Annotated in this window: 15 protein-coding genes and 1 pseudogene; 7 read left to right on the top strand and 9 right to left on the bottom strand. The window is 69.2% G+C overall.

What is annotated here, in order from left to right; all coding sequences use genetic code 11:
- The first annotated feature begins 154 nt into the window (after positions 1–154).
- A complete protein-coding gene (locus CA983_RS29735; protein ID WP_086603907.1) occupies positions 155–355 on the top strand; it encodes a DUF6243 family protein in 201 nt (66 codons plus the stop codon).
- Positions 356–471: 116 nt separating this feature from the next.
- Complete coding sequence (locus CA983_RS29730) at positions 472–1,863, top strand: S28 family serine protease (RefSeq protein WP_086603906.1); 1,392 nt, start codon at positions 472–474, stop codon at positions 1,861–1,863.
- Here the strand turns inward: CA983_RS29730 and CA983_RS29725 are convergent.
- Positions 1,809–2,795, bottom strand: a complete 987-nt coding sequence (locus CA983_RS29725) for a small ribosomal subunit Rsm22 family protein (protein ID WP_086603905.1) — start codon at positions 2,793–2,795, stop codon at positions 1,809–1,811. The genes CA983_RS29730 and CA983_RS29725 overlap by 55 nt on opposite strands.
- Before the next feature lie 136 nt (positions 2,796–2,931).
- Between CA983_RS29725 and CA983_RS29720 the strand changes: the two genes are divergently transcribed.
- A complete protein-coding gene (locus tag CA983_RS29720; RefSeq protein WP_341866703.1) occupies positions 2,932–3,129 on the top strand; it encodes a hypothetical protein in 198 nt (65 codons plus the stop codon).
- Here the strand turns inward: CA983_RS29720 and CA983_RS48285 are convergent.
- A pseudogene (locus CA983_RS48285) lies at positions 3,110–3,252 on the bottom strand (N-acetyltransferase); the annotation flags it as partial. The gene CA983_RS29720 and the pseudogene CA983_RS48285 sit on opposite strands and share 20 nt — an antisense overlap.
- A 198-nt stretch (positions 3,253–3,450) precedes the next feature.
- Entirely contained in the window at positions 3,451–3,666 is a 216-nt protein-coding gene (locus tag CA983_RS29715; RefSeq protein ID WP_086603904.1) for a hypothetical protein, read from the bottom strand.
- A gap of 280 nt (positions 3,667–3,946) precedes the next feature.
- On the opposite strand from CA983_RS29715, the gene CA983_RS29710 reads away from it, so the two are divergent.
- Positions 3,947–4,579, top strand: a complete 633-nt coding sequence (locus CA983_RS29710) for a response regulator (protein WP_244207155.1) — start codon at positions 3,947–3,949, stop codon at positions 4,577–4,579.
- A gap of 273 nt (positions 4,580–4,852) precedes the next feature.
- On the opposite strand, the gene CA983_RS29705 is transcribed toward CA983_RS29710, so the two are convergent.
- From CA983_RS29705 to CA983_RS29695, 3 genes are all read right to left on the bottom strand, one after another.
- On the bottom strand, positions 4,853–5,503 hold the full coding sequence (locus CA983_RS29705) for a DUF4352 domain-containing protein (protein ID WP_086603903.1): 651 nt from the start codon (positions 5,501–5,503) through the stop codon (positions 4,853–4,855).
- A gap of 701 nt (positions 5,504–6,204) precedes the next feature.
- Positions 6,205–6,759, bottom strand: coding sequence for a class IV adenylate cyclase (gene cyaB / locus CA983_RS29700; protein ID WP_086603902.1), 555 nt, complete (start codon positions 6,757–6,759; stop codon positions 6,205–6,207).
- Between the two features lie 17 nt (positions 6,760–6,776).
- A complete protein-coding gene (locus tag CA983_RS29695; RefSeq protein ID WP_086603901.1) occupies positions 6,777–7,628 on the bottom strand; it encodes a helix-turn-helix domain-containing protein in 852 nt (283 codons plus the stop codon).
- Between the two features lie 393 nt (positions 7,629–8,021).
- On the opposite strand from CA983_RS29695, the gene CA983_RS48280 reads away from it, so the two are divergent.
- Together CA983_RS48280 and CA983_RS47285 are read left to right on the top strand one after the other, a co-directional pair.
- The gene (locus CA983_RS48280; RefSeq protein ID WP_244207154.1) at positions 8,022–8,327 is read left to right on the top strand and encodes a hypothetical protein; all 306 of its coding nucleotides are present in this window, start codon (positions 8,022–8,024) and stop codon (positions 8,325–8,327) included.
- Positions 8,324–8,845, top strand: a complete 522-nt coding sequence (locus tag CA983_RS47285) for a DUF6415 family natural product biosynthesis protein (RefSeq protein ID WP_208637070.1) — start codon at positions 8,324–8,326, stop codon at positions 8,843–8,845. The genes CA983_RS48280 and CA983_RS47285 overlap by 4 nt, the downstream gene beginning before the upstream one ends.
- 235 nt (positions 8,846–9,080) lie before the next feature.
- Here the strand turns inward: CA983_RS47285 and CA983_RS29680 are convergent, their stop codons facing one another.
- Together CA983_RS29680 and CA983_RS29675 are read right to left on the bottom strand one after the other, a co-directional pair.
- Entirely contained in the window at positions 9,081–10,211 is a 1,131-nt protein-coding gene (locus tag CA983_RS29680; RefSeq protein ID WP_086603908.1) for a serine hydrolase domain-containing protein, read from the bottom strand.
- Complete coding sequence (locus CA983_RS29675; RefSeq protein WP_086603900.1) at positions 10,208–11,563, bottom strand: multidrug effflux MFS transporter; 1,356 nt, start codon at positions 11,561–11,563, stop codon at positions 10,208–10,210. The genes CA983_RS29680 and CA983_RS29675 overlap by 4 nt, the downstream gene beginning before the upstream one ends.
- A gap of 85 nt (positions 11,564–11,648) precedes the next feature.
- Here CA983_RS29675 and CA983_RS29670 point away from each other — a divergent pair, with 85 nt between their 5' ends.
- Positions 11,649–12,683 carry a Gfo/Idh/MocA family protein gene (locus CA983_RS29670; protein WP_086603899.1) on the top strand — a complete coding sequence of 345 codons (1,035 nt, stop codon included), beginning with the start codon at positions 11,649–11,651 and terminating at the stop codon, positions 12,681–12,683.
- Here the strand turns inward: CA983_RS29670 and CA983_RS29665 are convergent.
- The coding region (locus CA983_RS29665; RefSeq protein ID WP_086603898.1) for an alkaline phosphatase D family protein at positions 12,670–13,782 on the bottom strand (1,113 nt) is incomplete at its 5' end. The two genes, CA983_RS29670 and CA983_RS29665, sit on opposite strands and share 14 nt — an antisense overlap.

Raw genomic sequence — 13,782 nt, 5'->3', positions numbered from 1 at the left:
GGGTCGGCGGGGGCGGGCTGTGCGGACTTCTGTACGGGCATGGGTCGAATTTAACAGGTTGACAAGACGGAGCGTCTCGCGGACAGTGGCATGCGCGAGACGAACCGTCTCGTCGCGGAATAGGACCAGAGAAGGACCAGAGAAGGAGCCCGACATGACCCGAGGTGGAGCCGGAAATCTGCTGGGCGTCGGCGGATCGCGCCAGAAGCTCGGCCGTAAGGCGCTGCGCGGCGGCGGCCGGGGCGGCCGGATCGGCGGCGGCCTCGATCCGCAGGCCCAGAAACGCGAGCTGCTGCGCAAGCTCCAGGAGAAGCGCCAGCAGCAGGAGGGCGGTACGACCGACAACTCGTCGTGAGCCTCCCCCGCCCGGGGGAGGCGGTCCCCTCGCGCGCGGGATCCTCCCGGGACGTCCGGCGGATGTACTGAAGCGGCCGAGAAACCGCGACCGACGGACACCCGGGAGGACTCACGATGCGCGTGTGGACGAGACGACGACTGCTCACCTCGGCGGCGACGGCCGTCTCGGCGGCGGGTCTCGCCGCGACGCCGGTCCTGTCCGCCCGGGCGGCGGCCGGAGCGGCCCGTCCCGGCACCGGCGATATCGCGGACGCGCTGCGGGCACTTCCCGGTCTGCGACTGATCGAGGAACGGCAGGACGCCGAACCGGGCTACCGGCACTTCGTCCTGGGTCTGCGCCAGCCGGTCGACCACACGAACCCCGCGGCCGGCACCTTCGAGCAGCGCCTCACCCTGCTGCACACCACCACCGATCGTCCCACGGTGCTCACCACCACGGGCTACCACGCGGTCGTCCCGCCCTGGCGGAGCGAACCGACGATCCTGCTCGGCGCCAACCAACTCCAGGTGGAACACCGCTACTTCGGCACCTCACGCCCGGCGGGGACCGGCTACGCCCACCTCACGATCCGCCAGGCCGCCGACGACCACCACCGGGTCGTCCGCCTCTTCCGCCGGCTCTACCCCGGCGCGTGGATCTCCACCGGCAGCAGCAAGGGCGGCATGGCGACGGTCTACCACCGCCGCTTCCACCCCCAGGACGTGGACGGCACGGTGGTCTACTCGGCACCGAACAACGTCGACGACCGTGACGACTCCGCCTACCTGCGCTTCCTGGAGACGGTCGGCACCCCCACAGGCCGCGAGGCCGTCATGTCCGCACAGCGGCGGCTGCTGCTCGACCGGGCCGAGATGGTCGCCCGTTACGAGGCCTGGGCGGCTGCCCACAACGACACGTTCCGCATCATCGGCAGCGCCGACCAGGCCTTCGAGATCGCCGTGCTGCGCGTGCTGTTCATGTTCTGGCAGCGCGGCACGCCGACCGACGTCGCCGCGATCCCCGGCCCGGAGGCGACGACCGACGAGCTGTACGCGTGGCTGGACGAATGGGCGGGACTGCCCCTGTACGCCGACACGGCGGCGCGGCGGTACGTCCCGTACTGGTACCAGATCGGCACGCAGCTGGGGTACGGCGATGTCCCCACCGCCCACGTGGCGGACCTGCTGCGCCACTCGGGCGGCATCGAGGCGCGCAACTTCGTCCCCCGGGACATCCCCATGACCTTCGACGCGGCAGCCATGCCGGACATCGACAGCTGGGTCCGCCGGCGCGGCAGCCGGCTGCTGTTCGTCAACGGCACCCAGGATCCGGCCGTGGCCGAATACTTCAACCCCGGCGGCCGCGACTCCGGGGTCCTCTGGGTCGCAGGAGGCAACCACAACATCGAGATCGCGAACCTGTCCCCCGCCGACCGGGCGTCGGCTAAGGAGGCGTTGTTCCGCTGGGCCGGTCAGGGCGCCGGCGGCCAGGCGTCGCCCCAGTCCGCGTCCCGTGCCGCCTTGTAGAGATCGCCGTGGCGCTTGGTGACGGTGGTGCGGCGCAGGGACGGTTCGGTCTCGCACAGGTCGAGGAGGACCTGGCCCTTGCGGATCTGCGGGCGCCGCACGACACGGGAGGGTGCCGGGGTGACGGGGAAGCGGGCGGCGGCGACGTAGCTGAACTTCTCGTCCTCGTAGGGGAGGGAGCCGCCCTTGACCTGGCGGTGCAGGGAGGAGCGGCTGACCCGGGCGGAGAAGTGGCACCAGTCCGTGCCCGGGGCAATGGGGCAGGCGGCGCTGTGCGGGCAGGGGGCGGCGACGTGGAAGCCGGCGCCGACCAGCCGGTCACGGGCCTCGATGACGCGGGCATAGCCGTCGGGTGTGCCGGGTTCGACGATCACCACGGCCTGGGCCGCGGCCGCGGCGGCGTCGACGAGGGCGGTGCGGTCGGGGGCGGTCAGCTCGTTGAGGACGTAGGAGACGGTGACGAGATCAGTGCTCTCCAGGGTGAGCGCCGCTCCGATCCGAGAGCGCTGCCACCGTACGTCCCGCAGGTCCGGGTCGGCCGCGGCRATCTCCCGGCCGAGGGCGAGCGCGGGTTCGGCCCAGTCGAGCACGGTGACGGGCCGCTCCCCGCCCCAGGTCGCGCTCACGGCCCAGGCCGCGGCACCCGTACCGCCGCCGACGTCGGTGTGCGATCCGGGCACCCACGCGGGCGCGGCCTCGGCGAACGCCTCCAGCGCCGACCGCACCGCCTCGAAGGTGGCGGGCATCCGGTAGGCGGCGTAGGCGGCGACGTCGGCCCGGTCGCGGAGGATGGGGGCGTCGGTCGGGGTGGCCCCGCGATAGCTGGCGATCAGCCGCTCGACGGCCTGCGCGGCCTGCCGGGGCGGCAGCCCGTCGAGCAGACCGGCGAGGGCGGCACGGAGAGTTTCGGCCGGGGGTACGGGGGCGTTCACCCGGCGATTCTACGAGGGTCCCGGGCACGGAGGCTCACTCGTCCGGACCGGTCGGACTGTGCACGTGATGGGGTCGGCAGGACGCTGGAAACCAAGTTCTCGCGGTTCTCGCGCCGGCTCGCAGCTGCCCAGGAGCGTGATCACGGCCCGGAACCGCCGCCTGATCCTGAGCTCGCCGTCCGAAGTCCGGCGCCTGCTGTGCGACGGCCACCGCTACGGGGAGTGGGTGACAGGAACCCAGCAGGTCCTCGCCGCGGACCCGCACTGGCCAGAGGTGGGCGCCCGGCTGAAGGTCCGCGTCGGCGCCGGCCCTCTCAGCCTCGAAGAGCCCTGACCATCACCGAGTACACCGGCGAGTCGGCGAACGGCTGTTGCTCGCCCGCCTTGGTGTATCCCCAGGACTCGTAGAGAGGGACTGGACCTTGGGGTGCGTCGCGTCGACGAGGAGGACGGCGAGCCATCGCTTCAGGAGTTCAATCCGAGCCCGCTCCGGCAGCTGCCGTCGACTGGCGCGACGGCCGGACAGGGTCGCTGGTGTACGCCCTCGTCCGGCATCGTCGATGTCGCCGTGGATGTCAGAAGCCTTCTGATCCGTAGCTCTACAGAGATCGGTCAACGGAGGTCATACACGTCGCTCGGCGGCTGCGCGGCGTCGCTACGACGAGGGAGTCGGATTCCGGCGCCTGGCGAGCCGGCGCCAGGCCACCCAGAGATTGATCACAAGCAGCACCGCTCCCGCGATGGGCCAACCCAAGGATCCACCGTCGCGGTAGGTCTCCATGCCTATCACCAGCAGCATGACGCCGATCACCGGACCCATCAGGTCCATGACTGCGTCCAGACGATTTGCGATCTCCGACAGCTTCGCCACGGCTTGATCGTGGCAGGTCAATGCGTTGCCTGCAAAGAGCTGCCGCTCTCCGTCTTCATCAAGGCAGACCCCGGTGCACCGCCCTCAGCTTGGGAAGCTAAGGTGATCTAGGGCCCGCTGTGGTGCTGACCTGCGGCGGAGTGCTCGCAGTGATTGGCTGGCCGTCGCTCGATACCCCGGTGTTCCCCGTGATTCCCCGCTGCATCTGGCACGCATCTGGCACGTCATGATGTTCCGTGAAGTGGTCGCACCGAGCGTCCCGGTCTCTGATGATGTTGGGATGTCCGACGCCTTATGGAGCAAGCTCATCGGAACGGTTCCCTCAGTACTCTGGGTGGCCTTCGCCGCCACGGTGTACTTCACTCTGCGAGGGACGATCGTTCAACGCATGGTGCCGCGGTTGACCGCGGTACGCGCACTCGGAGTTGAAGTCGAGCTCGCTGGCGAGTTGCTCGATCGCGCTCAGGATGAGAGCACGACGACTGTCACTGCGACTGCCAGGCGTACGGCGTTGGGCAGGCTGGAGCATGCCGCCGACGTTCTGAGAGGCGGCAAGTTGCTGTGGGTTGATGACCGCCCTGAGGGCAATGCCCCACTAGTCGAGCTCTTTCGCACCGCCGGCATGCATATCGATGTGACCCTGTCGACTGAGGAGGCCACACCCCTGTTTCGCCGCAGGCCGTACGACATCATCGTGAGCGACATTGACCGGGACGGCGATCGACAGGCAGGGATCAAGATGCTGCGCCTGCTGGAGCAGTACAAGATCGACGTTCCCGTACTGATCTACACAGGGCGGTTCGATCCAGAGAGGGGCGTTGATCGCAGGATCTTCGCGGTTACTACCGCGCCTGTCGACCTAGTCCACTACGTAATTGATCTCATGGAGAGGGCGCGGCTGGGGTCACTCTAACCTCGCGGTTGGTGTCCCTGGGCACTGGCGGGAAACACCCCGTCTTGCCGTACCGCCACCCCTGGGTGGAAACGCGTATGGATGGGGGGCTCTGACCTGGGCGTTTGCTTGCTGACTACTGCTAGTCGACTGTCGCTGTCGGTCGTAGGTGGTCAGCCTCGGGTAGCCCCGGACGACCCAGGAGCGACCACGTCCGCAGCCACTGCCGTGCCGGCGCTCGGGTCATGTCGTGCGGGTCGAGGACCTTCCTATCCCTTCCGGGCCAGTGAAGCTTCATGAACGATTGAGGTTGACAGTCACCCCACTACTGAATATCGAATCATGCAACTGCAGCTTCACAGGTGTGACTTCTTTCGGAATATCAAAGACGACGATCCCCTTGACTGTGTTGCCCGGGTTGATTTCGTTGAGGAATGACTTACTCTCATCGAGATAGATCGCTGCCTCCGTGTCGGCACTGAACTCGCGGCCCTCCTTGTCGAAAAGCTTCTGAGCGCCGCCATCAAATAGCTGCGACTCGTCGCCGACGTTCGAGACGGTCACGTGGACGAGAACGAATTGCCCCTGGGCTTCCTTCCCGAACTCACCACCGATCCGCTGGACGCCGGGCTGGATCCGCGTGACGGTGAACTCGAACTTTCCGTCACGAGCTGGGTCGCCAATACCGGCCGCGACATCCTCTGAGGGGGTTTCCTGTCGATCTTCTTCGCGCGGTGCTGTTGGAGTGGTGTCGCCCCTTGTAGCTGCAGGCTGGCCGCCATTCCCGCCCCCTCCCGTGCTCGCAATGGAGATCACGACTATGAGGCCGATGATGGCAATCAGAGCTGTAAGGATCTTGTGGCGCCTTATCCAGCTATGGCGCCGCCGTGGCGGCTCAGGGGAACCCGGTGGTGGGTACCCCTCAGGCGCGTTCTTGTCAGTCACGGGAGCCTCCCGCAATACGCGACACTTTCGAAAGAAGGGCGGGCGGGCCCTCCGCTGGTGCGGCCGAGGTCCACTTCCATCATTCGCCCATCGGTCGCCCTGCGCCACAAGATAAACTGGGCATTACGGAGTGCCAATGGCTGGTAACTGAAAGTTGTCTATCACTGGCTCCAGCGGTATGGCCCAGTGGCCGTCTCGCAATTACGGACGCCGCCGCACGCAACAGAGGTCGGCGGAGCGGGTTTGGCCGGTGGCCTGCTCGGTCTGGGGTCGAGCATGATCAGGGGGCCGTACGCTGGTTGGCAACTCGGGCAGGCTTTGGGCCTGACCGCAATGTGCACGAGTGGCCCCCTGGTCTTGCTCGACGCGGGACCCGGACCGGGGAGGTGGCTAAAGCCGTGGAGCCCCCAGCCACGACGTACCCCTTCTCTGACATCAGGCGGCTGATCGCTGTGCGCGCGGATGCGAGCCGCCTTGAACCAGTAGAGAAAGCTGTAACTCACTCTGTGGCGTGGGGCGTGTCCGGTCCCGGTAGATGCTTGACACTTCGGGCCCAGCTGATGGTTGACGGTGGCCGTGACTGGCTTGGCTATGCGCGTTTGATCGCGCGCACGGGGAGGCCGACTTCGTGCCGGTGGAGTTGAGTGTGGTCGAGCAGCGGTACTCCGGCCATTCAAGTTGCTGACCGGCCCGCTGCGCCGTCAGTGGCGTTGTGCTGCGACTGCTCCGGTGTACGTCTCGCGTGTCAGGTCCGTGGGGCTGATGCCAAGGTCGGTGAGGACGGCGCGGATGTCGTTCAGGGCGGAGGCCAGGTCGTCCTCTTCGACGAGTGTTTCCACTTCGAGGAATGTGCCGTCGATCTCGGGGACGCGGACGAGGGTTGCGAGCATCTTGCGGGCGTGGGCTTCGAAGTCGTAGTTGCGGCAGTGCTTTTCGAAGGCGATGAACGGTACGTGGCCGAGACCGCGCAGGATGGCGTGTGCTGCCTCGGCGTCCTCGACGCGGGTCTCGTGCTCGGGTTTGGATCCCGAGGCCTCGTCGACTGTGGCGGCCTTGTACGTGAGGACCGTGCGGGTTCCGTCCGGGCCGTGCACGGTGCGTACGCGGAGTTCCTCGCCGGCCTTGTCCAGCGAGCCGTCGGGCCGGTCGTAGTAGGTGTCCTGGTAGACCTCGACGCGGGCCGTCGCCAGTTTGTCGAGTTGCTGCGTGACTGTCTCGGGTGCGTGCACACGGGCCTTCAACTCCGCCTCGATCACGAGCGGTTCTCCTTTCCTCAGACCGAGCGCCGGGCGCTGTCGATGACGGCGTCAAACATCCTGCGGAAGCCCCGGAACAGGGGGCCGTGCGGGGTTTCCATCACCTTGTACGTCGCCGACTCGTGGCCTTCCCAGCCTGCGTCGAAGGCGCCGACGAACAGAGTGGAGTCTGTGCGGATGAGCCGCCAGGTGGGCAGCATGCGGTAGCGCCATACGGCGATGTCACATGTTTCCGCCAGCTCGCGCAGCCGCGCCTCTGCGAGTCGTACGCCGCCGGCGAGGGACTCGGCTGACTCGCCGATCTCGGCCGCGCGCCGAGTCAGGGCAGGGCTGTCCGGGTCCAGGAGCGCCACCCGGACGCGGAGGCCCTTGCCGCGCTGCTCGCGTGGCAGGCAGGCGCGCAGGAGGCTGTCGTTGAGACCGATCAGGCCAAGTCCGCGCACGGCGAGGACGTCCAGCTCCTGTGCCTCGCGCGCTTGCTGCTGGATCTCCTGGGCTGCGGAGTGCTGGGTCGCGTATACGCGGACGACTTCGGGGAAGGCCGCGAGGTCGAACGCCGCACCGCCTGACCGTTTCTCGCGGCCGGCGGCCAGTCCGAGTAGGTGACGGGCGTCGTCGGGCATGTGAAGGCCGTCGGCGATCCGTTCGTAGACGTCGAGCTTTGAGACTTCGCGGCGGCCGTTGATGATCTCGTTGACGCGTGCCTGTGTCATTCCTGCTGCGGTGGCGATACGGGCCTGGCTCGCTCCGCCGTACTGCTGTACGTAGCGGAACACCACGCCTATGTCCCGCTTGCGCAGGGCCTGTCGCATCTCGGCGCGCTCCCACGCCCAGTCAGGCAGTGCAATCGGCTCCAGCGTGGTCCCCATGCACGGCCCCCGGCATCCACAACGGGATGGAAAGTCATCCCACCGTGAGATTACCGGATCGGTATCGAGTCGACACGAAGAGTCACAAGATCCTGACAGGACTCATGGACCCGGCGACCGCTCACACGGCCCCGGGGCGTGGCCAACCTGAGAGAGCAGGTCGACGTGGCAGAGACTACGGTCCCCGTGGCGGGCCGCACATCCCTGGTGAGTCCGCTCCTTTGCGGGACGGTTGAGAGGTGGCTGGCATCCGCCCACCCGTCACCAGACACAGTCCGCCGAGAGTGGAGCGGTGCCGCGAAGCTCGCGCTGATCCCGTTGGGGAGGGCTTTCGATGCGGTCCGCCTTGCCGACTGCATCGTGCATCGGGCTGTCGGAAGCGATGACTCGTGTGTGGCAAGAGATCGGCTTGCGCAGTACCTGGAGGATGGCCCGGTCATCCACGACCCGGGATTTCGCCGCTACTACGCCCTCGTACCCACCGGCACCGCCGAGACCTGGGGTACGCCGATTGCGGAGTGCCTGGGCGAGGGCACCTACCTGGGAGTGCCGCGCGCCGACCACGCCGAATTGGACGCGCACACACAGGCCTCGTACTGGGTGCGGCCCATGACCCGGCCGGGCCACCTGTGCAGGCCGGCCGACGTGCTGGCACTCGTGATGATGGGCGGCCGCGTGGACGACGAGGACGAGTCGTGAGGACGACCGAAACAAAGGCTGTACCGCTGGACCTTGAAACGATACGCGCCTGCGCGGACCGTCTCCTTGCGCACAACGCCGGGTCGCACTCTTCCGAGGAACTGGAGACGCTCACGCTCCAACTGCGTGGTCACATCATGGTGGCCATCCCCGACGTCGAGACGGCCGCGCTGGTCCTGCCCGAGGACAGAGTGCCCCGGGCCTGTGCGCTCTTCTGCGTCGGGGAAGCCCGCCTGCGGCTGAGTTCGGAACCCGGCCGCAACCTGTCCGCCCGCATCGCACACGCGCAACGCCTCGCCCTATCCGTCCGCGTCCTGTGCGACCACTACGAGAACGAGGACCATCAGTGCCCGAGCGGTCCCGAGCGCGCCGCGTACCTGCGCATGCTGCAGCACTACCCGGCATGCTCAGCGTGCCGGGCCGTGAACGAAGAAGGCGAGGCCATCGGCGTATGCGCGACCGGTGAACGGCTCTACGAGGAATACCGGCAGGCGCGGCGCGGCTCAGCTGCTCCCTGACCGTCCCGGGAGGAACGGAACCGGGCCTGCCGTGCAGAGCCACCCGTGGGCGCCGGCGCCTCAGGGGGTCCGTCCGGCTGATGTCACATCGGGATGCGAAAGGCCACCTACGGAGATCCGTAGGTGGCCTTTGCGCTGGTGCCCCCGCAGGATTCAAACCCGCAACACCCGCCTTAGGAGAGCGGTGCTCGCGCCCGGCCCCACATGAGCGCCCCGCACATCACCGCTCCCCCTCTCACATCCCCCGCACTGCCCGAGCCACCCGCGACCCCGCCGCCGCCCTGGGCGCGCTGTCCGGGCGGCGGCGACGGGGATGGACCGCGTTAGTAAGAAGAATCAAGAACGTGTCCGTCGCCGGGTCGAGGACGAGGGACGTGCCTGTGAAGCCCGTGTGACCCGCCGCGCCGCGCCCCGCCAGGTCGCCCATGAACCACGGCTGGTCGAGGGAGAAGCCCAGGCCGGGTGGGGTGAAGAGGAGGTCGACGAAGTCGGGGCCGAGGATGCGGGCGGGGCCGTAGGAGCCGCCGGCGAGGAGGGTGCGGCAGAACACGGCGAGGTCCCGGCCGGTGGAGAACAGGCCCGCGTGGCCCGCCACGCCGCCCAGCGCCCAGGCGTTCTCGTCGTGCACCTCGCCGCGCAGCATCCCCCGGTCCGCCTTGGCCCACGGCCGCCGCTGGTCCTCCGTCGCCGCCGCCTCGGGGCAGGGCCCGAACTCCGTCGCGGTCATGCCCAGCGGCCGGGTGATGCCGTCGCGGAAGAGGGCGTCGAGCGTGCGGCCGGTGATGCGTTCCAGGACGTGCTGGAGGAGCAGCATGTTCAGGTCGGAGTAGCGGTACGTGCCCGGTGCCCCGGTCGGCGCCTCCATCCGCAGCGCAGCCAGCCGCCCGGCCGCGTCGGCGCAGTCGTACAGCGGGAGTTCGGGTCGCAGCCCCGAGGTGTGGGTGAGGAGCTGCCGTACGGTGATGCCGTGGCGGGCCGCCGCCGTGAAGTCGGGCAGATATGCCCCGACCTTCGCGTCGATGCCGAGCGTGCCGCGCTCGATCTGCTGCACGGCGGCCACGGCTGTGAACAGTTTGGTCAGGGACGCCAGGTCGACGGGTGTGCCGACGGTCATCGGGACCCGGTCCTCGGCAGGCAGTTCCACGCCGGCGTCGGTGTCCTCGTCGTAGGCCGAGTAGCGGACGGCCCAGCCCGCCGCCTCCTCGACCGCGATCACGGGGCCGCGTCCGACGACCACGACGGCCCCCGGTGCCCAGGGGCGCTGCCCGGTCGTGAGGACGTGGACCTCCCGGACCAGGTGACGCAGTTCCCCGGGGTCGAGTCCGGCCCGTTCCGGCGTGCCGTCGCGCAGTCTTGGTGCGCTCAGCTGTCTGCTCCCTCCACGCTCGCGCGCCTGTCGTCCGTCTTCCCGGCCGTGTTTCCGTCCGGCTTCCCGGCCGTGTTTCCGTCCGGCTTCCAGGGTCGGCACATTCCCACGAAGCAGGCCAGTGCCACCAGTGCGGCGGCCAGTTGGACGACGGCCATCGGGACGGCCGTGTCCTCCCCGGCGACGCCGACGAGCGGGGAGGCGATCGCGCCGATGAGGAACGACGACGTGCCGAGCAGGGCGGACGCCGAGCCGGCGGCGTGCTTGGTGCGCATCAGGGCGAGTGCCTGGGTGTTGGGCAGGGTGATGCCCATCGCGGACATCAGCACGAACAGCGCGACGGCGACGGGCGCGAGAGGGACCTCGCCGAACACGCCCAGGGACATCAGCAGCAACGCGGTCGCGGCGGTGATGACGATGGCCAGACCGATCCCCAGGACGCGATCCAGGCTGACCCGGCCGACGAGGACCTTGCCGTTGATCTGGCCGACGAGGACCAGCCCGACCGAGTTGACGCCGAACAGCAGGCTGAACGTCTGCGGGGAGGCGCCGTAGATCTCCTGGATGACGAAGGGGGACGCGGAGATGTAGGCGAAGAGGGCGGCGAAGGCGAAGCCGCCGGTGAGGGTGTAGCCGGCGAAGGAGCGGTCGGCGAGCAGGCCGCGCATCGCGCGCAGGGCCTCGCCGACGCCGCCGCTGTGGCGCTGCGCGGGCGGCAGGGTCTCGGGCAGCCTCGTCCAGACCAGGGCGCCGATCAGGATCCCGATGCCCGTGAGGACGACGAACACGCCCCGCCAGTCCGTCACGCGCAGGACCTGTCCGCCGATCAGCGGAGCCACGATCGGGGCGACCCCGGAGATCAGCATGAGGGTGGAGAAGAACCGGGCCATGGCCATGCCGTCGTACAGGTCGCGGACGACGGCCCGGGCGATGACGATGGCAGCCGCGCCCGCGAGGCCCTGTGCCAGCCGGAAGGCGACGAGGAGTTCGACGGTGGGCGCGAGCGCGCACAGGACGGTGGCGACGACGAAGACGGCCAGTCCGGCGAGGAGGGGGCGGCGGCGTCCCCAGCGGTCGCTCATCGGACCGACGACGAGCTGGCCGAGCGCCATGCCGGCCAGGCAGGTGGTGAGGGTGAGCTGGACGGTCGCGGCGGGGGCGTGCAGGGCGCGGGTGACCTCCGGCAGCGCCGGGAGGTACATGTCCATCGCGAGCGGGGGTACGGCGGTCAGGGCGCCGAGGAGGAAGGTGACCAGGAGCCCGGTGCGGCGGTGCGGTGTGAGGTCGGGCCGTTCCGTCCCGGCTGCGGCCCCCTGCGCGGTGTTCGATATGGACGCCCCACCCTCGGGCATGAGTCCCTCCCTTTTCGAGTCGATCGCCACCTATGCTCTCAGCTCGTACGGACTGCTCGGGTTACGAGGTGAAGGCGGGGCGGGAATGACGGCGGACACGGTGCGGTGGGGGATCCTGGCGACCGGAGGCATCGCGGCGGCGTTCACCGCGGACCTGATCGACCTGCCGGACGCGGAGGTCGTGGCGGTGGCGTCCCGGTCGGAGGCGTCGGCGAAGACGTTCGCGGAGCGGTTCGGGATCCCCCGGGCCTACGGCGACTGGAACGCGCTCGCGCGGGACGAGGACATCGATGTCGTCTACGTCGCCACGCCGCACACGGCCCACCGGACCGCCGCCGGTCTGTGTCTGGCGGCCGGGCGGAACGTGCTGTGCGAGAAGCCGTTCACGCTGAACGTGCGCGAGGCGGCGGAACTCGTCGCGCTGGCGCGGGAGCACGGGCGCTTCCTGATGGAGGCGATGTGGATGTACTGCAATCCGCTGGTGCGGCGGCTGAAGTCGCTGGTGGACGACGGGGCGATCGGTGAAGTGCGCAGTGTGCAGGCCGATTTCGGGCTGGCTGGCCCGTTCCCGCCCTCGCACCGGCTGCGGAACCCGGAGCTGGGCGGGGGCGCGCTGCTCGATCTCGGCGTGTATCCGGTGTCGTTCGCGCAGCTGCTGCTCGGGGAGCCGTCGGACATCGCGGCGCGAGCGGTGCTCTCCGAGGAGGGCGTCGATCTCCAGACGGGAGCACTGCTCTCCTGGGAGAGTGGCGCTCTCGGCTCGGTGCACTGCTCCATCGTGGGTGGCACGGCGACCTCCACCTCGGTCACCGGCGCGCAGGGCCGTATCGACATCCCGCACGGCTTCTTCTTCCCGGACCGCTTCGTGCTGCACCGGGACGGCCGCGATCCCGAGGAGTTCACGGCCGACCCGGCGGACGGGCCCCGCAACAGCCTCCGTCACGAGGCTGCTGAGGTGATGCGTGCCCTGCGCGCCGGTGAGACCGAGTCCCCGCTCGTCCCGCTCGACGGCACACTCGCCGTGATGCGGACGCTCGACGCGATCCGGGACCGCGTCGGCGTCCGCTACCCGGGCGAGACCCCTGACGAGGACCTCACGGCCGAGCTCACGCCGGCTTGAGCCCCTGCTCCCCCACCTGAGTCACGAAGGACGCGGCCGTCGTGACCGGCGCCCCCTGCCGGGTCACGTACGGCACGGTCTTGAAGTCGGCCCGCGCCGACTCCCGTCCCAGGGCGACCGTGACGTAGCCGCGCCGCCCGTTGAAGAACTTCAGGTGCGGGTTGGCGGACATGTAGGTGTCCCAGGTGGCGGGCTTGTCGGCGCCGTCCCGGCCGCTGGAGATCGATGTCGCCACGATCTCGGTGCCGAGCGTCGCGGAGTTCTGGTCGTCGAAGTCGTCCTTGATGTCGAAGGCGTACGCCGCGTGCACGTCGCCGCTGAGCACCATCAGGTTCTCCACGCCGGCGGCCTTCGCCCCGTCGAGGACGCGCCGGCGTGAGGCGCTGTAGCCGTCCCAGGCGTCCATCGACACCCGCGACGGGGTGGTGGCGTCCATGTGCCGCCGGGCGAACAGGACCTGTTGCGGTACGACGTTCCACAGGGCGCGCGAGGAGCGCCAGCCGTCGAGCAGCCACCGTTCCTGCGTCGCCCCGGTCATGGTGCGCGCCGGGTCGTCGGACTCGGGGCCGGGGACGTGCGCCTTGTCGCCGTAGGCCTGGTCGGAGCGGTACTGGCGGGTGTCCAGGACGTCGAACTGGGCGAGCCTGCCCCAGTGCAGCCGGCGGTAGAGCCGCATGTCGGGTCCGGTGGGGCGCTGTGGCTGCCGCAGTGGCTGGTTCTCCCAGTAGGCGCGGTAGGCGGCGGCGCGGCGCAGCAGGAACTCCTCCGGCGGGACGCTGTTCTCGGGGATGTCGTCGGCGTAGTTGTTCTCGGTCTCGTGGTCGTCCCAGGTGACGACGAAGGGATGCGCGGCGTGCGCGGCGCTCAGGTCGGGGTCGGACTTGTAGAGGGCGTACCGCAGGCGGTAGTCCTCCAGGGTCAGCGTCTCGCGGTTGAAGAGGTCCGGCAGTGTGCGGTCGGTGTAGTTGCGCTGGCCGCCGACGGAGTTGACGGCGTACTCGTAGAGGTAGTCGCCGAGGTGGAGGACGAGGTCGACGTCGTCGGCCGCGAGGTGGGCGTACGGCGTGTAGTAGCCGTCGTGGTAGGCCTGGCAGGAGAC

Origin of the sequence: Streptomyces swartbergensis, assembly GCF_002148965.1 — a bacterium.
GTDB lineage: Bacteria > Actinomycetota > Actinomycetes > Streptomycetales > Streptomycetaceae > Streptomyces > Streptomyces swartbergensis.
This window is presented reverse-complemented; position numbering and strand designations above follow the sequence as displayed.